This is a genomic window from Mesorhizobium sp. 113-3-9, assembly GCF_016756515.1.
Classification (GTDB): Bacteria; Pseudomonadota; Alphaproteobacteria; order Rhizobiales; family Rhizobiaceae; genus Mesorhizobium.
Window position 1 is genome coordinate 4,280,070 of the sequence record NZ_AP023246.1, and the last position, 20,677, is coordinate 4,300,746.

At 62.0% G+C, this 20,677-nt stretch carries 19 protein-coding genes; 7 read left to right on the top strand and 12 right to left on the bottom strand.

The genetic code is table 11. From position 1 onward, the window contains the following. Positions 1-16 precede the first annotated feature (16 nt). The 4 genes from MesoLj_RS20755 (at position 17) to MesoLj_RS20770 (ending at position 4,322) form a co-directional block, all read left to right on the top strand. Positions 17-1,294, top strand: coding sequence for an ABC transporter substrate-binding protein (locus MesoLj_RS20755; RefSeq protein ID WP_202322142.1), 1,278 nt, complete (start codon positions 17-19; stop codon positions 1,292-1,294). A 184-nt stretch (positions 1,295-1,478) separates the two neighbouring features. Further along, positions 1,479-2,402: a carbohydrate ABC transporter permease gene (locus MesoLj_RS20760; protein WP_202322144.1), complete on the top strand. Its 924-nt coding sequence runs from the start codon at positions 1,479-1,481 to the stop codon at positions 2,400-2,402. Then, entirely contained in the window at positions 2,402-3,250 is an 849-nt protein-coding gene (locus tag MesoLj_RS20765; RefSeq protein WP_202322145.1) for a carbohydrate ABC transporter permease, read from the top strand. The genes MesoLj_RS20760 and MesoLj_RS20765 overlap by 1 nt, the downstream gene beginning before the upstream one ends. Positions 3,251-3,254: 4 nt before the next feature. Next, the gene (locus MesoLj_RS20770) at positions 3,255-4,322 is read left to right on the top strand and encodes an ABC transporter ATP-binding protein (RefSeq protein ID WP_202322146.1); all 1,068 of its coding nucleotides are present in this window, start codon (positions 3,255-3,257) and stop codon (positions 4,320-4,322) included. Between the two features lie 104 nt (positions 4,323-4,426). On the opposite strand, the gene rpmG is transcribed toward MesoLj_RS20770, so the two are convergent. From rpmG to MesoLj_RS20810, 8 genes are all read right to left on the bottom strand, one after another. Beyond that, positions 4,427-4,594, bottom strand: a complete 168-nt coding sequence (gene rpmG, locus MesoLj_RS20775) for a 50S ribosomal protein L33 (protein ID WP_006201775.1) — start codon at positions 4,592-4,594, stop codon at positions 4,427-4,429. Between the two features lie 154 nt (positions 4,595-4,748). Beyond that, the gene (locus tag MesoLj_RS20780) at positions 4,749-5,207 is read right to left on the bottom strand and encodes a hypothetical protein (RefSeq protein ID WP_140773300.1); all 459 of its coding nucleotides are present in this window, start codon (positions 5,205-5,207) and stop codon (positions 4,749-4,751) included. Between the two features lie 92 nt (positions 5,208-5,299). After that, positions 5,300-6,478, bottom strand: a complete 1,179-nt coding sequence (locus MesoLj_RS20785) for an MFS transporter (protein WP_202322147.1) — start codon at positions 6,476-6,478, stop codon at positions 5,300-5,302. Between the two features lie 104 nt (positions 6,479-6,582). Continuing rightward, a complete protein-coding gene (locus MesoLj_RS20790; protein WP_202322148.1) occupies positions 6,583-7,323 on the bottom strand; it encodes an NUDIX hydrolase in 741 nt (246 codons plus the stop codon). A 74-nt stretch (positions 7,324-7,397) separates the two neighbouring features. Continuing rightward, positions 7,398-7,832: a DUF983 domain-containing protein gene (locus tag MesoLj_RS20795; RefSeq protein ID WP_202322149.1), complete on the bottom strand. Its 435-nt coding sequence runs from the start codon at positions 7,830-7,832 to the stop codon at positions 7,398-7,400. Continuing rightward, positions 7,832-10,138 carry a ribonuclease R gene (rnr, locus tag MesoLj_RS20800; protein WP_202322150.1) on the bottom strand — a complete coding sequence of 769 codons (2,307 nt, stop codon included), beginning with the start codon at positions 10,136-10,138 and terminating at the stop codon, positions 7,832-7,834. Before rnr ends, MesoLj_RS20795 begins: the two co-directional genes overlap by 1 nt. A gap of 6 nt (positions 10,139-10,144) precedes the next feature. Further along, positions 10,145-12,781, bottom strand: a complete 2,637-nt coding sequence (topA, locus tag MesoLj_RS20805) for a type I DNA topoisomerase (protein ID WP_140773307.1) — start codon at positions 12,779-12,781, stop codon at positions 10,145-10,147. A 360-nt stretch (positions 12,782-13,141) separates the two neighbouring features. Beyond that, positions 13,142-13,519, bottom strand: a complete 378-nt coding sequence (locus tag MesoLj_RS20810) for a COG4315 family predicted lipoprotein (RefSeq protein ID WP_140773308.1) — start codon at positions 13,517-13,519, stop codon at positions 13,142-13,144. Between the two features lie 166 nt (positions 13,520-13,685). On the opposite strand from MesoLj_RS20810, the gene MesoLj_RS20815 reads away from it, so the two are divergent. Then, on the top strand, positions 13,686-14,432 hold the full coding sequence (locus tag MesoLj_RS20815) for a cytochrome c biogenesis CcdA family protein (protein WP_056572171.1): 747 nt from the start codon (positions 13,686-13,688) through the stop codon (positions 14,430-14,432). Positions 14,433-14,483: 51 nt separating this feature from the next. Here the strand turns inward: MesoLj_RS20815 and MesoLj_RS20820 are convergent, their stop codons facing one another. From MesoLj_RS20820 to MesoLj_RS20830, 3 genes are all read right to left on the bottom strand, one after another. Further along, the gene (locus MesoLj_RS20820) at positions 14,484-15,188 is read right to left on the bottom strand and encodes a hypothetical protein (RefSeq protein WP_202322151.1); all 705 of its coding nucleotides are present in this window, start codon (positions 15,186-15,188) and stop codon (positions 14,484-14,486) included. A gap of 41 nt (positions 15,189-15,229) precedes the next feature. Continuing rightward, positions 15,230-15,604, bottom strand: a complete 375-nt coding sequence (locus MesoLj_RS20825; RefSeq protein WP_202322153.1) for a hypothetical protein — start codon at positions 15,602-15,604, stop codon at positions 15,230-15,232. A gap of 82 nt (positions 15,605-15,686) precedes the next feature. After that, complete coding sequence (locus tag MesoLj_RS20830) at positions 15,687-16,322, bottom strand: DUF2971 domain-containing protein (protein ID WP_202322155.1); 636 nt, start codon at positions 16,320-16,322, stop codon at positions 15,687-15,689. Positions 16,323-16,691: 369 nt separating this feature from the next. Here MesoLj_RS20830 and glmU point away from each other — a divergent pair, with 369 nt between their 5' ends. Both glmU and glmS read left to right on the top strand, forming a co-directional pair. Then, positions 16,692-18,068, top strand: coding sequence for a bifunctional UDP-N-acetylglucosamine diphosphorylase/glucosamine-1-phosphate N-acetyltransferase GlmU (glmU, locus tag MesoLj_RS20835; protein ID WP_202322157.1), 1,377 nt, complete (start codon positions 16,692-16,694; stop codon positions 18,066-18,068). 199 nt (positions 18,069-18,267) lie between these two features. Continuing rightward, positions 18,268-20,091: a glutamine--fructose-6-phosphate transaminase (isomerizing) gene (glmS, locus tag MesoLj_RS20840; protein WP_202322159.1), complete on the top strand. Its 1,824-nt coding sequence runs from the start codon at positions 18,268-18,270 to the stop codon at positions 20,089-20,091. A 170-nt stretch (positions 20,092-20,261) separates the two neighbouring features. Here the strand turns inward: glmS and MesoLj_RS20845 are convergent, their stop codons facing one another. Further along, positions 20,262-20,549, bottom strand: coding sequence for a GIY-YIG nuclease family protein (locus MesoLj_RS20845; protein ID WP_202322160.1), 288 nt, complete (start codon positions 20,547-20,549; stop codon positions 20,262-20,264). Between the last annotated feature and the right edge of the window lie 128 nt (positions 20,550-20,677).

Below are 20,677 nucleotides of genomic sequence, written 5' to 3' on the forward strand. Positions count from 1 at the left end.
AATGGGAGTCTTGAACATGAAAAAACTGACCATCATGCTTGCCACCGTTGCGGGGCTGGCGATTTCCGCCGGGAGCGCGCTGGCCGATTCGACCCTGAAGATGGTCGAAGTCATCACCAGCCCGCCGCGCACCGAATTCCTGAAAAAGCAGATCGCCGAGTTCGAGACGGCCAATCCCGGCGTCAAGGTCGAGCTGATCTCGCTGCCTTGGGGGCAGGCCTTCGAAAAATTCCTGACCATGGTGCAGGCCGGCGATACGCCCGACGTGGTCGAGATGCCGGAACGCTGGATGGGTCTCTATGCCAACAATGCCCAGCTCGAGGACCTCGGCCCCTACATGGCTAAGTGGGACGATGCCAAGACGCTTGGCGACCGCGCCAAGCAGTTCGGCTCGACGGTCAACAACACGCAGTTCATGATCCCCTACGGCTACTATGTGAACGCGCTGTTCTGGAACAAGAAGCTGTTCAAGGAAGCCGGCCTCGACGGTCCGCCGGCCACGCTCGACGAGTTCGTCGCCGATTCCAAGAAAATCTCCGCCATCCCGGGCAAGTATGGCTACTGCCTGCGCGGCGGGCCGGGCGCCTTCAACGGCATGCACATGTTCATGAACATCGCCGCCGGCAAGGGCGGCTACTTCAACGAGGACGGGACCTCGACCATCAATGACGAGGGCTCGGTCAAGGGCCTGCAGATGCTGGCCGACATGTACAAGGACGGGCTGGCGCCCAAGGACGCGGTGAGCTGGGGCTTCAACGAAACCGTCACCGGCTTCTATTCCGGCACCTGCGCCATGCTGAACCAGGACCCGGACGCGCTGCTCGGCATCGCCGACAAGATGAGCGCCGATGACTTCGCCGTTGCGCCCCTGCCGACCGGTCCGAGCGGCAAGTCGTATCCGACGCTCGGCTATGCCGGTTGGGCGATGTTCGCCAATTCGCAGCACAAGGACGACGCCTGGAAGCTGATGGCGACGCTGCTTTCGCCCAAGGATAATCTGGCATGGGCCAAGGAAGTCGGTGTCGTCCCGATCCACAACGGCGCCGACCAGGATCCCCATTTCAAGACCGAGCAGTTCAAGGGCTGGTTCACGGAACTGAGCGACAGCTCCAAATACGAAATGGTGACGCCGCCGACGCATCTGGAAAATCTCGGCAACTTCGTCGACCAGGTGGCGATCAAGAATTTTCAGGAAGTGCTGCTCGGCCAGAAGACCGCCAAGGACGTCGCGGACCAATGGGCTGCCTTCCTGACCAAGGAACAGCAGGACTGGCTGGCGAAGAACAAGAAGTAAGCGCGGGTTTTTCCTTCTCCCCGTAAACGGGGAGAAGGTGGTCCGATAGGGCCGGATGAGGGGCGGAGCAGCATTTCCAAGGTTAGCGCTGCCCCTCATCTGCCTGCCGGCATCTTCTCCCCCGTAAACGGGGAGAAGGGTGCTCTCGCCTTCGCCGGCACCCACTCATCACTGTTGAGCCCCAATGACCTATGCCGTGTCCGAAATACGATCCGCCGGCAAGCCGCGCCGCAAGCGGCTGTCGCATGCCGCCATCGAGCCCTGGCTCTATCTCAGCCCGGCGATCATCCTGCTGATCGTGGTGCTGTTGGTGCCGCTGATCATCGGCATCAGCTACTCCTTCCGCAAATTCTCGGCCTTCAAGTCGGTATATGTCGGGCTCGACCAGTATCGGGCGATGCTGTCGGATCAGGTTCTGGGGCAAGCCCTGGTCAACACGCTGTGGTGGACGGTCGCCAGCCTGTTCTTCCAATTCTTCCTCGGCCTCGGCCTGGCGCTGCTGCTCGACAAGCCGTTCTGGGGCCGCAAGGTGGTGCAGGCTCTGGTGTTCCTGCCCTGGGCGGTGCCGTCCTTCCTGTCCGGGCTGACCTGGGCCTGGCTGTTCAACCCTATCATCGGGCCGCTGCCGCATTGGTTGTACGCGCTGGGGCTCAAGGCAGAGCCGACCAATGTGCTGTCCGATCCCGCCACGGCGATGTGGGGGCCGATCGTCGCCAATGTCTGGTTCGGCATTCCGTTCTTCGCCATCACGCTTCTGGCGGCGCTGAAGTCTATCCCGTCCGAAATGCACGAGGCGGCGGCGATCGACGGCGCTTCGCCCTGGCAGCGCTTTACCAAGGTGACGCTGCCATTCCTCGCGCCGACCATCGCCATCACGGTGATGCTGCGCACCATCTGGATCGCCACCTTCGCCGACCTGATCTTCGTCATGACCGAGGGCGGGCCGGCTGGTTCGACCAATACGGTGCCGGTCTATATCTACGTCAGCGCCTTCAAGTCACTGGACAAGGGCTATGCCTCGGCGGTGGCCGTGCTGCTGCTCGTGCTGTTGATCGCCTATGCGATCGCGCTGATCGCCATCCGCCGCTCCCTGGTGAGGCACGTCTGATGATCGCGGGACGCTCTGCTTCACAACGGTTCCTTGGCAGTATCGGCCTCTACGCGGCGATCGCCGCCTATGTGATCTTCGCCCTGTTCCCGATCTACTGGACGCTGAAGATCTCGGTGACGCCGGAGCGGCTGCTCTATTCCGAAGGCATCACCTTCTGGCCGTCGCGCACGACGTTGCAGAATTTCGTCACCGTGCTCGAGGCCACCGATTTCCCGCGCTATTTCCTCAACAGCGTCATCGTCTCGGTGTCGACGGCGGCATTGGTGACGGTGATCGCCACGCTCGCCGGCTACGCCATGTCGCGTTTCACCTTTCGCGGCAAGGCGGTGCTGGCGCTGATGCTGCTTTTGACCCAGACTTTTCCGCTGGTGATGGTCATTCCGCCGATCTACCGCGTCATGGGCCAGATCGGCCTGATCAACAGCCTGACCGGGCTGATAATCATCTACACCGCCTTCAACACCGCCTTCGCCACCTTCCTGATGCAATCCTTCTTCGACGGCATCCCGAAGGATCTGGAAGAGGCCGCGATGATCGACGGTTGTACGCGTGCCCAGGCAATGCGCCGGGTGATCGTGCCGCTGACGCTGCCCGGCATGGGCGCCACGCTCGGCTTTGTCTTCACCGCCGCCTGGAGCGAGCTCCTGTTCGCGCTGATGCTGATCTCCAGCGACGACAAGAAGACCTTCGCCGTCGGCCTGCTCACCTTCATCGGCAAATTCGCCGTCGACTGGGGGCAGATGATGGCGGCGTCAATCCTGGCGCTGATCCCGGTCTGCATCTTCTTCGCCTTCCTGCAACGCTATCTCGTCACCGGCCTGACCGCCGGCGCCGTCAAAGGATAGACCGATGGCCTCTGTCACGCTCGAAAAGGTCCGCAAGGATTACGGCGCCGTTCGCGTCCTGCATGCGGTCGACCTTGAAATCGCCGACGGCGAATTCGTCGTCCTGGTCGGTCCGTCCGGCTGCGGGAAATCGACACTGCTGCGCATGATCGCCGGGCTGGAGGAAGCCTCCGGCGGCGAAATCCGTATCGGTGAGCGATTGGTCAACGATGTGGCGCCCAAGGATCGCGACATCGCCATGGTCTTCCAGTCCTATGCGCTTTATCCGCACATGGATGTCTCGAAGAACATGGGCTTCAGCCTGATGCTGCGCAAGGCCGAGAAGCCGGCGATCGATGCCAGGGTGGATGGCGCGGCCAAGCGGCTGGGCTTGGACGCCTACCTTCAGCGCCTGCCGCGGCAGCTGTCCGGCGGCCAGCGCCAGCGCGTCGCGATGGGCCGCGCCATCGTGCGCGATCCCAAGGTTTTCCTGTTCGACGAGCCGCTGTCCAACCTAGATGCCAAGCTGCGCGTCCATATGCGGGCCGAAATCAAGGCGCTGCACCAGCAATTGAAGACCACCTCGGTCTATGTCACGCACGACCAGATCGAGGCCATGACCATGGCCGACCGGATCGTGGTCATGCATGACGGGCTGATCCAGCAGGTTGGCGCGCCGCTCGATCTCTATGATCATCCGGCCAACATGTTCGTTGCCGGTTTCATCGGCTCGCCGGGCATGAATTTCCTGCCGGCGACGGTTCGCAAGGGCGAGGTAGCTGAAGCGGCGCTGGCCGATGGCCAGGTGCTGAAACTGCCGGATGGCCTGCCGCTCACCGCCGGCGATGCCATTACCATCGGTCTGCGGCCCGAGCATATCCGGTTGGCCGATGACGGCGCGCTACGGGGCGAGGTAGGGGTCGTGGAGCCGCTCGGCCTCTCGACACAGTTCTACGTCACGCTGGCCGGCCAGCAGATTTGCGTCTTTGCCATGGGCCGCGCCGGCGTCAAGCCCGGCGACACCGTGCGGCTGGCGGCCGACCCGGCGTCGCTGCATCTGTTCGATCCGAAAAGCGGCGATCGCATCGGCTGAAGGAAATTCAGCCGGGCTGAGGGAGCGAGCCCGCCGCCTCTGCCTTGGCAAACAAAAACGCCGCCCGATGGGCGGCGTTTTTGTTTGCAAGGGGAAAACCCAGATTACTTGATCTTGGTTTCCTTGAATTCGACGTGCTTCTTGGCGACCGGATCGTACTTGCGGAACGACAGCTTGTCGGTCTTGGTACGGCTGTTCTTGCTGGTCACGTAGAAGAAACCGGTGTCGGCGGTCGACAGAAGCTTGATCTTGATGTTTGCGGCTTTGGCCATGGTATCAGTCCGTTTGTTCGTGGAGTTTTGGCCGCTGGAGCACGGGGAAAACACCCGGACGCGGGAAACTTGGCGCGACACATAAAGAACGTGCCTGGAAAGTCAAGCCCGGCGGACCTGATGTGGCCCGTCCGGGAAGCCCATTGCGCGTAAATCAGACGTTTTCCGTCTCTGGCACGGCAACCTTCTTCCAGTCTCCGGTCGTGTTCCACCAACGATTCGGATTGGCGCGGTCATCCAGCCCCTTTGATCGGCTGGCGAGGATCGGCTGGAGGCGGATCACCGGCTCCTGATAGGAGTGGGCCTGGAAAATCGCCTCGACGACGCGGCTTGCCAGCGCCTGGTCGTCAGGCAGTTCGAATGAAACCTCGACCGTGCCAGGGCGGCGGCGCATTTCGATTTCGGCCCCGGCCGCGGCCCCTTCAAGCGGCCTGTAGCGCTCGATGCCGTGTGCCGACTGATAGGCGTTGCGGTCGTATTTGCCCATGGCCAGCGGGGCGATCGCTACGACCGCGTCCATGATGCGGTCGACATCCGCGGCCGGGGCCTGGAAGGTCACAAGCAGCAGGAGCGTCATTCGCAATGATGTGGTTTCAAAGCCGCTGTCGATCATGGGAGTGTCCTCAACTTCCGTTCTTGGGGGACACTCTTTTAACCTGACGCTGCTGACACGGTTCTGTCAGCAGCGGTCGCTGTCTCAAAGGGTCAAAGGAGAATTTTGCGGACGAGCCTGACGCCAACCAGCGCCATGTAGGCGCCAAAGAACAGGCCGAGCGACCAGCCGAAACCGGACGGACCGAAGGCGTCCATGCCGATGCCGATCGCCTGCGGGCCAAGCACCATGCCGACACCATAGCAGAGCACGAAGGCGGCGTTGGCGGATGCCAGTTCATGGCCGGAAAGCTGCGAGCCGAGATGGGCAAGACCGATCGTGTACATGGCGGCGACTACGCCGCCCCAGACGAACAGGAGGGCGGCCAACAGGTGCCAATTCTGGGCGAAGAAGGGCATGAAGACCGTGCCGACAAGGCCGACCGTGGCGCAAGCGAGCAGCAGATAGCGGCGGTCGCTGACCCGGTCGCTGATCATGCCGATCGGGATCTGCAGCAGCACATTGCCGAGACCGATCATGGTCAGCAGCAATGCGGCGTCGGCTTCCGAATAGCCGATGCGGTTGCCGTAGATCGGAAACAGCGCGAAGCCGCCGGTTTCGACCGCACCGAATACAAGCACGGCGGCGGTCGCCGATGGCACTAGCCAGATGTAGCGAAGGAAGTTGCTGGTTTCGCCATCGGCAACAATGGAGGGGCTTTCATTGCGCGCGGCCAGCACCGGTATCGCGGCCAGCGTCACCAGCACGATGATGACGCCGAACGGCCTGAAGCCGGAGCTGCCAAGATGGGCGAACAGCCACGGTCCGGCGGCAAAGCCGAGCGACAGGACGGTGGCGTAGATGCCAAGCACAAGACCGCGCCGGTGCGGCGGTGCCGACGTGCTGATCCAGAATTCCGACAGGATGAACAGCACCGTCAACGCGATATGCAGCACGATGCGCAGCGGAAACCACATCCAGAAGTCGGGCGCGAAATGGAAGCCGACGAAGGCCAGGGCGCCGGCGGCGATCATCCCGATCATGGTCCAGGCGACGCCGAAGCGCATGGCGAGCGGTGTGGCCAACGGCGCGCCAGCGATCGAGGCAAGGCCGGCGACGGCGGTGTTGAGGCCGATCATCGAAGCCGAGTGGCCCCGCGTTTCCAGGATGACGCTGAGCAGGGGCATGCCGAGGCCAATGGCTATGCCGACGACGCTGATCGACGAGATCGCCGCCACCATCGGCAGCCAGTGTACGCGTTCGTCGCCCTTGGGTTGGGTATCGACCGTCATGGGATGCTGAATACTCTGTCTCTTTGATCTTACGCAATTCCCTGGGGAAAAGTGCTGCGCGCTTTTCCCGGGAAAACCGCGTCACACTTTTCCCTGGAATTGCCCTACAGAAGTTCGCGGGTGAAGCGGTTTCGGACAAGTCGGTAGAAGGGGACGGGGCCACCCGGACGCAGCAGTGGATCATGGGCGAGGCGCTTTTCCAGCTCGTCCAGGATCATTCGCGTGATGTCGGGTATGTCGGCTTCCCGGGCCTTGGCGAGCGGCAGCCAGACCAGTTCCTCGAGTTCGTTGGTCGGCCCGCCGCCGGGCAGTTCGACGGCGACATCGTTGCGCCAGGCGCTGAAGAAACGGGTGTCGAAGCGGCGTATCCGGTTGGGTGGGGTGATGGCGCGCGCGATGAAACGCAGCGTTTCCAGTGACGGCCTTACGCCGTGTTCGACAAAACCCTGCCAGTCACGCTTGTCGGTGGCAAAGGCGGCCTTCTGGCCTATCAGCAGCCCGGCTTCCTCATAGGTTTCGCGGATCGCGGACAGCGCGACAGCCCGGGCTCGCGCGGCACTGGTGCGGCCGGGACCAGCAAGCAGCTTTGTTTCCTCGTCGCGGTGCAATCCGGTGGCGGTCGTGATCCGGCTGTCCGCCGGATCAGTGCGGCCGCCGGGAAACACGAACTTGCCTGGCATGAACGCGTGGCCGGCGTGACGGCGGCCCATGAGCACCAGCACCTCATCGCCCTTGCGGTCGAGCAGGATCAGCGTCGCGGCGTCACGCGGACGCAGAGGCCGGCCGCTATGCGCGGCAAGACCCTTGTCGAGCTTGTCGACGTCCACCTTGGTCATTGCTTCCATGCGCAGGGACCTAGCGGAAACTTCTGGCAAGCGAAAGTGGCCTTCACGGTCGGTATGTTGCGCCAGCCAGAGCTCTAGGCTCTCGGATGAGGCTCAATCCCATCCTTTTCGCCGCCGAAGCCGTGCATATAGAACGCCCATTGCAATCCGATGACGGCCCCTTTGACAGGCTGCAGCAGCGCTACCGACAGCAAGATGGTCAGGGGCACCCAAATGAGGATGTGCTGCCAGGTGGACAAGGTCGACGTCGCTTCCACGCCCATGAAGGCACCGAGAACGATGTGGCCGACGATGACGATGACCAGATAGGCCGGCAGGTCGTCGGCGCGATGGTGATGGATCTCCTCGCCGCAGACGCTGCAGGTCTCGACGGTCTTGGTGAAGCCGCGAAACAGCTTGCCTTCGCCGCAGTTCGGGCAGCGCCCCAAAAAGCCGCGCTTCATTGCCGTCCACAAGGGGCGGGCAACCCGGCCCGACTGATGCTCGCCGCCGAAAACCTGTTGTTCCATCATCGTCTCCTGCCGCGCGACCCCGGTCGCGATTGCGATGCACGGGCACGACCCTTAGCCTTGTGAAACGACCTGGTGGAGCCTGGCAGGGGCTTCGGGTCGGTCAACATCTCGAAACGCATCGCGCCGGCCATAGGCGCCACCTCGACGAGCCGAACCTCGACGCGGTCCGCGAGCTGGTAGCCTTTTCCCGAGCGTTCTCCGAACAGGGAGCGGGCCGTTTCGTCGTATATATAGTAATCGCCGCCCAGAGTTGAGACGGGGATGAAACCATCGGCGCCATATTGCGGCAATTGGACAAATAGTCCTGATTTGGTGACGCCGGAGATGCGGGCGTCGAAGCGGTCGTCGATGCGCTCGGCGAGATAGGCTGATATCAGCCGGTCGACCGTGTCGCGCTCGGCCGCCATGGCGCGCCGTTCGGTGCCGGAGATCAGCACCGCGACATCCTCCAGCCGCGCTTCCTCTTCTTGCGTCAGCCCGCCGGGACCGAGGCCGAGTGCGGCAATGAGTCCGCGATGCACGATCAGGTCGGCATAGCGGCGGATCGGCGAGGTGAAATGCGCGTAGCGCCTGAGGTTGAGGCCGAAATGGCCGATATTCCCGGGTGAATATTCGGCCTGGCTCTGCGAGCGCAACACCACCTCGTTGACCAGCGCCTCGTTGTCGGCGCCATGCACGCGCTCGAGAATGCCGTTGAACTGGCTGGGCCGCATCTGCGCCCCGCGCGCCAGCGACAGGCCAAGCGTTGCCAAGAATTCGCGCAGCGATTCCTGCTTGGCGAGCGAAGGCGCGTCGTGGACACGGTAGACCAGCGCCTGCTTCTTCGCCTCCAGCGTCTCGGCCGCGGCGACATTGGCCTGGATCATGAATTCTTCGATCAGCTTGTGGGCATCGAGCCGTTCCGGCACGATGACGCGATCGACCGTGCCATCCGGCTTGAGCAGGATCTTGCGCTCCGGGAGGTCGAGTTCGAGCGGCTGGCGGCCATCGCGACCGCGCTTGAGGATCGCATAGGCATCCCATAGAGGCCTCAGCACCGTGTCGAGGATCGGGCCGGTCTTGTCGTCCGGCGCGCCGTCGATCGCCGCCTGGGCCTGGGGGTAGGCGAGCTTCGCCGCGGACTTCATCATCACGCGGTGAAAGGAATGCCTGATCTTGTGGCCGTCGGCGGAGAAGGTCATGCGCACCGCCAGCGCCGGCCGGTCCTGGCCTTCACGCAGCGAGCAGAGGTCGTTGGAAATGCGCTCGGGCAGCATCGGCACGACGCGATCCGGGAAATAGACCGAATTGCCACGCTTCAGCGCCTCGCGGTCGAGTGCCGTGCCGTAGCGGACATAGGCGGCAACATCGGCGATCGCGACGGTGGCGATCACGCCGCCCGGATTCTTTTCGTCGAGGTCAGGCGTCGCGAAGACAGCATCATCATGGTCCTTGGCGTCGGCCGGATCGATAGTGACCAGTGGCAGGTCGCGCCAGTCCTCGCGATTGGCCATCGTCGCGGGCTTCACCGCCTCGGCCTCGGCGATGACGTCGGCCGGGAAGATGTGCGGAATGTCGTGGGCATGAATGGCGATCATCGAGACCGCCTTTTCGCTGGTCAGCGAGCCAAGCACGTTGAGCACCTTGGCTCTCGGCAACCCATAACGGGAAGCGCGTGCCGGCTCGACCTCGACCAGGTCGCCATTCTTGGCGCCGTTCTGGAATTCCTTGTCGACGATCAGCTCCGGCTGGCGCCGTTCCACTGGTTCAATGCGGAAGGTACCGTCCTGCAGCACGCGGAAGACGCCGAGAACGGCATCGTTGCGCTTCTCGAAGATCTTCATCACCCGTCCGGTATAGGCGGGGCCTGACGGGTCATCGGTCGGGAAGGTCTTGGCCAGGACGCGGTCTCCGATGCCCGGCGCCGGTCCGTTGCCGCCGCGCGACACGCGGATCGATACGACGGGTGGTTCGCCCGTGCCCACGGACTCGGCCGGATGCGCCAGCAGGACACCGTCGCCGTCGCGGCCAAAAATGTCGAGCACGGCGACATGGGGCAGGGCGCCGACGCGGGCCAGCCGCTTGCGCTCCTTGGTGAGCACGCCCTCATCCTGCATGTCACGCAGGAGATCTTTCAGCCAGATGCGGTCGTCGCCGCGCAGCGCGAACGCCTTGGCGATGTCGCGTTTTCCCGCCCGGTCGGGATTTTCGGCGATGTAGCGCAGGATCTCGTCACGAGAAGGCTTGTAGTCGTCCTTGACCTTGGCCCTCGTGTCGGCGGTGCGCGGATCGCCGTGGCTTCTTCCGGTGATCCTGCGCGCCACGCTGTCCTACCCTTTTTTCTTCGCGGTCGGCTTCTTCGCAGCCGGCTTTGGGGCCGCTGTTTTCTTCGCCGCCGGTGCCTTGGCCGCTGCTGCCTTGCGGAACGGCTTCTTGCCGCCGCCGCCCTTGGCTTCCTTCTCGGCAATCAGCGCCAGCGCGTCCTCAATCGTCACCGATTGCGGATCCTTGCCCTTGGGCAGCGTGGCATTGACCTTGCCGAAATTGACGTATGGCCCGTACTTGCCGTCGCGCACGACGATCTTGCCGCCGCCGTCCGGATGGTCGCCAAGTTCCTTCAGGGCCGCGGCCGTGCCGCCATTGCGGCCGCCCTTGCCCTTGGATTGCTTCTCGGCAATCACCGTGACGGCGCGGTTGAGACCGATGGAGAACACATCCTCGATGCTGTCGAGATTGGCGTAGGTGCCATCATGAAGGACGAACGGACCGTAACGGCCGAGCCCGGCCGAGATCATCTTGCCGCTCTCGGGGTGTTTTCCCACGTCGCGCGGCAGACCCAGAAGCGCGAGCGCCTTTTCATGGTCGATGGAGTCGGGCGTCCAGCCCTTGGGCAGGCTCGAACGCTTGGCTTCCTTGCCGTCGCCGCGCTGGATATAGGGGCCGAAGCGGCCGGAGCGCAGGGTGATTTCCTCGGCCGTGTAAGGATCCTTGCCGAGCACCTTGGTGCCGTCCTCGCCGCCGCCATTCTCGCCGTTCGGATTGGCGGCGTCGCCAAGCTGGCGGGTGAACGAGCATTCGGGATAGTTCGAGCAGCCGACGAAGGCGCCGAACTTGCCGAGCTTCAGCGACAGATTGCCAGTGCCGCATTTCGGGCAGATGCGCGGGTTCGAGCCGTCCTCGCGGGCGGGAAAGACCAGCGGCGCCAGTTCCTCGTTGAGCGCGTCGAGCACGTCGGTGACGCGCAGTTCCTTGATGTCGGCGACCGCGCCCGAAAAATCCTTCCAGAAATCGCGCAGCACGTCTTTCCAGGCGAGCTTGCCGTCGGAGATCTCGTCGAGCTTTTCCTCGAGCGAGGCGGTGAAGTCGTATTCGACATAGCGCTCGAAGAAACTCTCGAGGAAGGCGGACAACAGACGGCCCTTGGCCTGCGGCACCAGCCGGCGCTTGTCGATCGTGACGTAGTCGCGGTCCTCGAGCGTCTTCAGGATTGCCGTATAGGTCGACGGCCGGCCGATGCCGAGCTCTTCCAGCTTCTTGATCAGCGAGGCCTCGGAATAGCGCGGCGGCGGCTCGGTCGTGTGCTGGGTGGCGTTGATCGCCTGGCGGGCAAGCTGCTCGCCGGCACGGATCTCCGGCAGACGACGGTTTTCCTCGTCTTCGGCGTCGTCGTCCTTCTGGTCGGTGTAGGCGGCGATGAAGCCGTCGAAGCGAACGACCGAACCGACGGCGCGAAGCTCGGCGGTACGGGCGCCGTTGACGGCCTCGATCTCGACGGTGGTGCGCTCGATCTCGGCCGGCTGCATCTGGCTGGCGATGGCGCGCTTCCAGATCAGCTCATAGAGCCGCAACTGGTCGGAATCGAGATACTGCCTCACCGATGCCGGGGTGCGCATGAAGTCGGTCGGCCGGATCGCTTCGTGCGCTTCCTGGGCGTTCTTGGCCTTGGCGGTGTATTGGCGCGGCTTCTCCGGCAGGTACTTTGGGCCGAATTCCTTGGCAATGGCGTCCCGAGCACCAGAAATGGCCTCGGGCGCCATCTGCACACCGTCGGTTCGCATATAGGTGATCAGGCCGGTGGTCTCGCCGCCGATCTCCATACCTTCATAGAGGCGCTGCGCCACCTGCATGGTGCGCGTGGCCGAGAAACCGAGGCCCGACGAGGCGGCCTGCTGCAGCGTCGAGGTGGTGAAGGGCGGGCCGGGATTGCGCTTGGTCGGCTTGGCTTCGACGGACAGCGCCTTGAAGGTCGCGCCCTCGAGCATCGCCTTGATGTCGTCGGCCTGCGCCTTGTTGGCAATGTCGAGCTTTTGCAGCTTCTTGCGCTCGAAGGCGGTCAGCCGTGCTTCGAAATTCTCGTTGCGCGGCGTGCCGAGGATCGCGGCGATCTGCCAATATTCCTCGCGGATGAAGCGTTCGATCTCGGATTCGCGGTCGCAGACCAGACGCAGCGCCACCGACTGGACGCGGCCGGCGGAACGGGCGCCAGGCAGCTTGCGCCACAGAACCGGCGACAGCGTGAAGCCGACGAGATAGTCGAGCGCCCGGCGGGCGAGATAGGCATCGACCAGCGGCGCATCGATCTGGCGCGGATTGGCCATCGCTTCCAGCACCGACGATTTGGTGATGGCGTTGAAGACGACGCGGCTGACGGGCTTGTCCTTCAGCGCGCGCTTCTGCTTCAACACTTCCAGCACATGCCAGGAGATGGCCTCGCCTTCGCGATCAGGGTCGGTGGCGAGGATCAGGCCGTCTGCGTCCTTGACCGCCTTGGCGATGTCGGCGAGCCGCTTGCCCGATGCCGTGTCGACCGCCCAGGACATGGCGAAGTCTTCATCCGGGCGCACCGAGCCGTCCTTGGCCGGCAAATCGCGGACATGGCCGAACGAGGCCAGAACCTTGTAGTTCCTGCCCAGATATTTGTTGATTGTCTTAGCCTTGGCCGGCGATTCGACGACGACGACGTCCATGAGGTCTCTTATCTGCTGTGATGCGCCAGAAGAATTCCGCTGCGCGCGACGAAATCTCGTTTCTGTTTGTCGCTCACATGGCCGCGCTTTTGCATCCGGTCAAGGGGAAGCGCCCAAATTGCGAGGTCGCCGGCAGCAATACACTCTAAGAGTGTATGGAGAAAATCACAGAATTTCGATTATGAGAGTTGGCGGTCGCAAGTCGGCGAAAACGACCGCGCGCCTCCGATGAGTCGACGAATTGTGTTGCGCGGGGAGCCTGGCTCACATTGCGCAAGAAGAAGCTGGCCGCCAAATGCATTGGGGGACGCCGGCGACCAGCTCCATGTCCCGCCAGCTAGCGGGAACGGGAATGGAGGCTCAGTCGGCCTTGACGATATGCCAGACGCCGGCGACACCGTCACCGCTCATGTCTCCGGCTTTCTTGTCCTTGATGAAGGTGTAGACCGGCTTGCCGTCATAGGCCCACATCTTGGTGCCGTCGGTTCGGTCGACCACGCTCCATTCGTCCTGCGCCTTGGCGCCGGCCTTGGCCTTCAACGGCGGCCAGTTGGCGGCGCATTTGTCGTAGCAATTGGTCTTGCCCTTCTCGTCCTTGTCATAGGTGTAAAGCGTCATGCCCTTGGCGTCGGTGTAGATCTTGGTGCCATTGACCTTGGCTTCCTTCCACGCTTCGGCGGCGTAGGACGCGGCGGTGCTGAGCAGGAGTGCGGCCAACCCTGCGGCTATCGTTTTCATGGAAATCTCCCTGGCTGATATCTGGAGACGCGCGGGAAATCGCGGTCTCGTTCTATCAACGCCAGCCGCGGGTGCTTTCTTCCCCGCGATAACTTGCCACATGATGGTGATTGGCGGACAAACCCGCGTGCCGCTATATCGTCGCCAAACAGTCGGAACTCAGGGAATGGCATTGGATATCGGCTATGTCAGCGCGGTCGGGGCGGGGGCCATCTCGTTCCTGTCGCCATGCGTGCTGCCGCTGGTGCCGCCCTATCTCTGCTACATGGCCGGCGTGTCGGTCGAGGATTTCCGCGGCAATGCGGGCGTTACGGCAAGGCAGGGCGCGCGCGGCGCGCTGCTTTATTCCTCGATCGCTTTCGTGCTCGGCTTCTCGACCGTGTTCGTGGCGCTCGGCGCCGGCGCCTCGACCATCGGCCGGCTGCTGCGTGTCTGGCAGGAGCCGCTGGCGATGGCCGCCGGCGTGCTGATCATCCTGATGGGCCTGAATTTCCTCGGCATCCTGCGCATTCCGCTGCTGTCGCGCGAGGCGCGCTTCCAGTCGCAGGGCAAGCCGGCCAGCGCCGTCGCCGCCTATGTCATGGGGCTGGCCTTCGCCTTTGGCTGGACGCCCTGCATCGGCCCGGTGCTGGGACCGATCCTGACGCTGGCCGGCGGGCGCGAAACGGTGGGCGAGGGCGCTCTGCTGCTCGCCGCCTATTCGCTGGGGCTTGGCATACCCTTCCTGATCGCCGCGCTGTTTTCTGGTGCCTTCATGCGCTTCCTCGGCAAATTCCGCGTCCATCTCGGCCGCGTCGAAAAGGCGATCGGCGCGCTGCTGGTGGTCGCCGGCGTGTTTTTCCTCACCGGCGGCGTGCAGACGGTGTCGTATTGGCTGCTGGAGAATTTCCCGGTGCTGGGGCGGCTGGGGTAGCGATCCGGCCGCAGCACGGATGTGTAACGGCTCGGGCGGTAGACCTACTGATTATTGATCAGAGGGCGATGGTTCAGTGATGGATCCCATCGGTAATTTTGCCTTTGCAGTAATATTTAGACCAAGTCGGTCTTTCAGGAGGGTCATGACCTCGTTCAACGACAAATCGGCTTCTGCAAAGTCTCGACCCGCCCTTGATATCAGCTCCGCCGCAATTCGATCCGCCTCATAGAATTTCAAAGCTTCGGGGCCCTTTTTGTTAAACGCAAACTCCCCCTTTCCCGTCGATATATCGATGGTTTGCGGAAGCTCTTCATTCAGTATTGACCTCATGGTACTGTACGCGGACCATGCCGGGAGAATGCTGTTGTGGATTTGGGGGATATTCAAGGCTTTATTGAAGACGTCGTCTGCGCCAAGCGATAGTAGCATTCCCATCGCTTCCGGCTCTATCGTTATCGGGTCAAAAATGTTGACGAGTGGCAAGAGGAAGGTCACGGGCGGGCCCTCGTGGCGATCCGCTGCCGCTCTGGCCTCGCATTCGTCCACATGTAACTTCAAGTTTCCGAGGTTGTTAACGATCGCAATCATTTTGAAGATCAAAGAAAAAGCCAAGGCTTTGCGTTCCTCGGCAGCTACTTCCTCCCGCTCACTTTTCGCAGCCTTCAACCCACTTACCTGTAGGAAATAGGAGATCAAACCACCAACCACGGACCCGACGATGGCGCCCGCTATTGCCGACCAAAACTCGGACATTTGTTCCCCTTTGCATATGATCGCTGACAAATTCCGGCTTGCTATGCGAGCTTCCATAGGCGCTCGATGCGACCGATCTCTTCAATTAGATTGCGACGTGGAAAGTCACCGAGAACATAAACGGTCGTCTGTGGGCCTTCGATCTTTTGAAGCGTGCTATCCCCAAGATGCGGTCGCAGACTTGCGTAAACCGGCCAAGCCATGAAAGCGAAATTCAGGTCGTCACGATCCTCTACCGACGCCGCGTCGAGTTTTCCGATAAGCTCTTCGCGCCATCGGTCCACAAGCTGTGCACGCCGTGTGAGACGAGCCCGGCGTTTCTCGACGTCCCACGCCATCCATACGGTAACTATGCCGCCCGCACCGCCAAGCAACGGAGGCAAGACTAGCTGGGTTAGAATTTCTAGCCAGGTCATTTCCGTAACTTCACCCGATACCGTCGTTAGCAACAAATTAGTCTCGCTCCTCATGCAGGATGACGAGCGTTTCGGTTTAACGTCAACTCAATCCCAGTTTTTGTGTTACTACCTCGAAAGATCGAAATGCTAGCCGAGCTTTGACCAGAGAAACAGTGGGCTTCATTCCTGATAACAGCGGCTCCAGCTGCAATCTGGTCACGTCGCAAACAGGACCCACAATCACCTCGCGCAAAGCCAAACTTTCGTTGAAGGGCAAGAAGTAAAGGTTCTGGTCGGGATCGCGGTCCTCCAATCTTGTCCAGATTCGATATTCCGCTTCATAACTCCAATCTGGTCCCTTTAGAAAAAGCATTGGCTTTAGGTCACTCTCGGTCGGCTCCCGGTCGAGAGAGATAGGTGGCCTCTCAACAGAGTAAGTCACTTTTTCCGCTATCTCATCAGAGACATCAAACCCTAGGCAAATCCCTCTGTGACGATCGGCGTAGTGGCTCCACATCACCGCATTCCGCCAACTAGGTGAAAAGCAGAGCATCCCGAAATTAGCAGACATCTGGTCGCGCCATTGGTCCCAGCGTCGACGAGCCATGCTGTCGTTCAATTTGGGCGCCCGAAGGTCAAAGGGATCGTTAAGGTCGTTGATCTCAGCGATCTTGAGACGACGATGTTCGATGTTCTGAAGAGCATAATGGGCATGTGTGAAATGGTAGAGGCGCATGGCAGTCTCGCACGATCTTGGAACAAATCCCGGCCCATTATGCGTTCAGAGCCGTGTCAATTAGGACCGATAGTCACAGGTAGCGAAAGGAAATCAACGGCAGTAGCCAGGAATCGGAATTCAACGACCCCGATATGTTACGGACACTGTGAGGGCACTATTTTTGTAACAATCAGAGGAACCTTGAGAGATTCTGCAATTTTTTGATTTTGCTTTGTTTTTGGTGGGCACGGTAGGATTCGAACCTGTGGCCTACTGATTAAGAGTCAGCTTCTCGACCATCTCACCGGAATTTAACCGCATTGGTGCAGCATGGCGCCGCTGCTATCCTGTTTTGATTCCCAACCCTTTTCCTATGGTTGTCCTTCCATGAGCCAGAGATCCTGCCTGTCTGTCATCCTCGCCGCCGGCGAAGGCACGCGCATGAAGAGCGCGCTGCCGAAGGTGCTGCATCCGATCGCAGGCCTGCCGATGGTCGCCCATGTGGTGAAGGCGGCCGACGCCGCCGGTGCCAGCAGCGATGCGATCGTCATCGGCCATGGCGCGGAAGAGATGCGCAAGGCGGTGGCGAAGTTCTCACCCAAGGCCGAGACCTTCGTGCAGGACAAGCGATTGGGTACGGCGCACGCCGTTCTTGCCGCCCGTGAAGCGATATCAAGGGGTTATGACGACATCCTGGTGATGTTCGGCGACACGCCGCTGATCGATGCGGAGGCTCTGACCCTGGCACGGATGAAGCTCGCCGAAGGCGCGGCCATCGCGGTGATCGGCTTCCGAACGTCCAATCCAAACGGCTATGGCAGGCTGGTCGAAAAAGGCGGCAAGCTGATCGCCATCCGCGAAGAGAACGACTGTTCCGAAGCTGAGAAGAAAATCACCTTCTGCAATGCCGGCATGATGGCGGTCGCCGGCACCCATGCGCTGAAGCTGCTCGACGCGGTCGGCAACAAGAATGCCAAGGGCGAGTATTATCTGACCGACATTGTCGAGATCGCGGGCGCGCAAGGTCTCGATGTCGTCGCCACCGAAGCCAGTTTCGAGAATGCGCTCGGTATCAACAACCGCGCCGAACTGGCGCAGGCCGAGGGCATCTGGCAGCAGCGTCGACGCCAGGAGGCGATGCTGTCGGGCGTGACGCTGATCGCGCCGGAAACGGTCTATTTCTCGCACGACACCGAGATCGGCGCCGACACGCTGGTCGAACCCAATGTCTGGTTTGGCCCGGGCGTGAAGATCGCCGGCGGCGCCAAGATCCATGCCTTCAGCCATATCGAGGGCGCCACCATCGCGGCCAATTGCGATGTCGGGCCATTCGCTCGGCTGCGGCCAGGCGCCGATCTCAGGCAGAAGGCCAAGGTCGGCAATTTCTGCGAGGTCAAGCAGGCTGTTGTCGAGGAGGACGCCAAGGTCAACCATTTGACCTATATCGGCGATGCCCGTGTCGGCGCGGGCGCCAATATCGGCGCCGGCACCATCACCTGCAACTATGACGGCTATTCGAAATTCTTCACCGACATCGGCGAGGGCGCCTTTGTCGGCTCGAACTCCTCGCTGGTGGCGCCGGTATCGATCGGCAAGGGCGGCTACATTGCGTCGGGCAGCGTCATCACTGAAAGCGTGCCCGACGACGCGCTGGCCTTCGGCCGCGCCCGCCAGAAGACCATTCCCGGCAAGGGCAAGGAATTGCGCGAGCGATTTGCCTCGGCCGCGGCGGCGAAGAAGAAGGCCGCTGGCGCCGATCATTAGCGGTCAGTCGGCGGGCTGCTTTCTTCCTGAAGCAATTGAAATCCGATCAATTGCAGTAACCGGATTGCAAGAGCGGTCTGGCATGGTGCATGCGTTGAGAAACGTCCGTTACACCGGACGAAATGCAATGTGACTTTCACGGCAGGCCGGCCATCCCTAAATAGCGCTGGTTTTCCATGGGGAATTGGGGACTGTCTGCATGTGCGGTATCGTTGGAATCGTCGGCCACTCGCAGGTTGCACCGCTCATCGTCGACGCGCTGAAGCGGTTGGAATATCGCGGCTATGACTCGGCCGGTGTGGCCACCATCGAGAAGGGGCAGCTTGGCCGCCGTCGCGCCGAGGGCAAGCTGATCAATCTCGAACGCCGGCTCAAGGACGAGCCGCTCGAGGGCACGATCGGCATCGGCCACACGCGCTGGGCGACCCATGGCGTCCCCAACGAAACCAATGCGCACCCGCATTTTTCCGACGGTGTCGCCATCGTCCACAATGGCATCATCGAGAATTTCGCCGAACTGCGCGATGAACTGACGCGCGACGGCTATTCCTTCTCCTCGCAGACCGACACCGAGGTCGTCGCCCATCTGGTGGCGCGCGAACTGGCCAGGGGGCGCAAGCCCGTCGAGGCGGCGCACCAGGCGCTGAAGCGGCTCGAAGGCGCCTTTGCGCTGGCCATCATGTTCAAGGGCGACGAAGACCTGATCGTCGGCGCCCGCAACGGCCCGCCACTGGCCGTCGGCCATGGCGACGGCGAGATGTTTTTGGGCTCCGACGCCATCGCGCTGGCGCCCTTCACCAATTCGATCACCTATCTCGAGGACGGCGACTGGGCGGTGGTGCGCCGCGACAGCGTCGCCATCTTCGACATCGACGGCAGACAGGTCGAGCGCAAGCGCCAGCAGTCGCTGTCGACCTCCTTCATGGTCGACAAGGGCAACCGCCGGCATTTCATGGAGAAGGAGATCCATGAGCAGCCCGAGGTGATCTCGCACACGCTGGCGCATTATGTCGACTTCGTCTCCGGCGTCTCCAAGCCGCTCGACCTGCCGTTCGACTTCGCCAAGATCGGCCGGCTGGCGATCTCGGCCTGCGGCACCGCCTATCTCGCCGGCCTGATCGGCAAATACTGGTTCGAGCGCTATGCGCGGCTGCCGGTCGACATCGATGTCGCCTCGGAGTTCCGCTATCGCGAGATGCCGCTGTCGGCCAACGATGCCGCCTTCTTCATCTCGCAGTCGGGCGAGACCGCCGACACGCTGGCCTCGCTGCGCTACTGCCGCAAGGCCGGCATGAAGATCGGCGCCGTCGTCAATGTGCGGGAATCGACCATGGCGCGCGAATCCGATGTCGTGCTGCCGACGCTTGCTGGGCCCGAGATCGGCGTCGCCTCGACCAAGGCTTTTACTTGCCAGCTCTCGGTGCTGGCATCGCTTGCGGTGCGCGCCGGCGTGGCGCGCGGGGCGATCTCGAAGGATGAGGAGAAAACCCTGGTGCGGGCGCTCTCGGAGGCGCCGCGCTATGCCAACCAGGTGCTCAAGCTCGAGGAGCAGATCGAGCGCATCGCGCGGGAGCTGTCACGCTATTCCGATGTGCTCTATCTCGGCCGCGACACCAATTTCCCGCTGGCCATGGAAGGCGCGCTGAAGCTCAAGGAAATCTCCTACATCCACGCCGAAGGTTATGCGGCGGGCGAGTTGAAGCATGGACCGATCGCGCTGATCGACGAGAACATGCCGGTCATCGTGATCGCGCCGCATGACCGCATCTTCGAGAAGACCGTGTCCAACATGCAGGAAGTGGCGGCGCGCGGCGGCAAGATCATCCTGATCACCGACAGCAAGGGGGCGGCTCAGGCGAGCGTGAAGACGATGGAGACCATCATTCTGCCGGACGTGCCCGAAATCATCTCGCCGATCATCTACGCGCTGCCGATCCAGATGCTGGCCTATTTCACCGCCGTCTTCATGGGCACCGACGTCGACCAGCCCCGCAACCTGGCGAAATCCGTCACGGTGGAGTAAGTTTTGCCGCTGTGGCAGGTCGCTAATAGCGTAACGAGTTGCTCGACTTGCGATCGGGCGGAACCTCTGTTTCTCGTCATCCACGGGCGGAGCAGGAGCGAAGCTCCTGCACAGACCCGAGGATCCATTCCGTGACGTTGGGTCGGATCAAAGCGTCGCAGAATTAGGCGCTACCATCCAGTGCCGCGGAAAAGCTCAAACCACTCCGGATTAGCCTTCTCGATCAGTTCGATCTTCCATTGGCGCGGCCAGCGTTTCAGTGATTTTTCGCGCTGGATGGCATCGCGAATGTCGAAATATTCCTCGTACCAGACCAGGCGCTGCACGCCGTAGCGCCCGGTAAAGCGCGAGCCTTCGCCGGATCTGTGCTCCGGCATCCGACGGCCGAGATCGTTTGTGACACCAGTGTAGATGGTGCCGTGCTTCTTGCTTGCTGTCATATAGACATAGCCCGTCATGCGTGAACAATAACGGATGGATGATCGGGCGACCATTCTGACGGGTTGCATTCTTCGGCCGACGTCACGGAATGGATCCTCGGGTCTGCGCCGCGTCGCTTCGCTCCTTGCTCCGCCCGTGGATGACG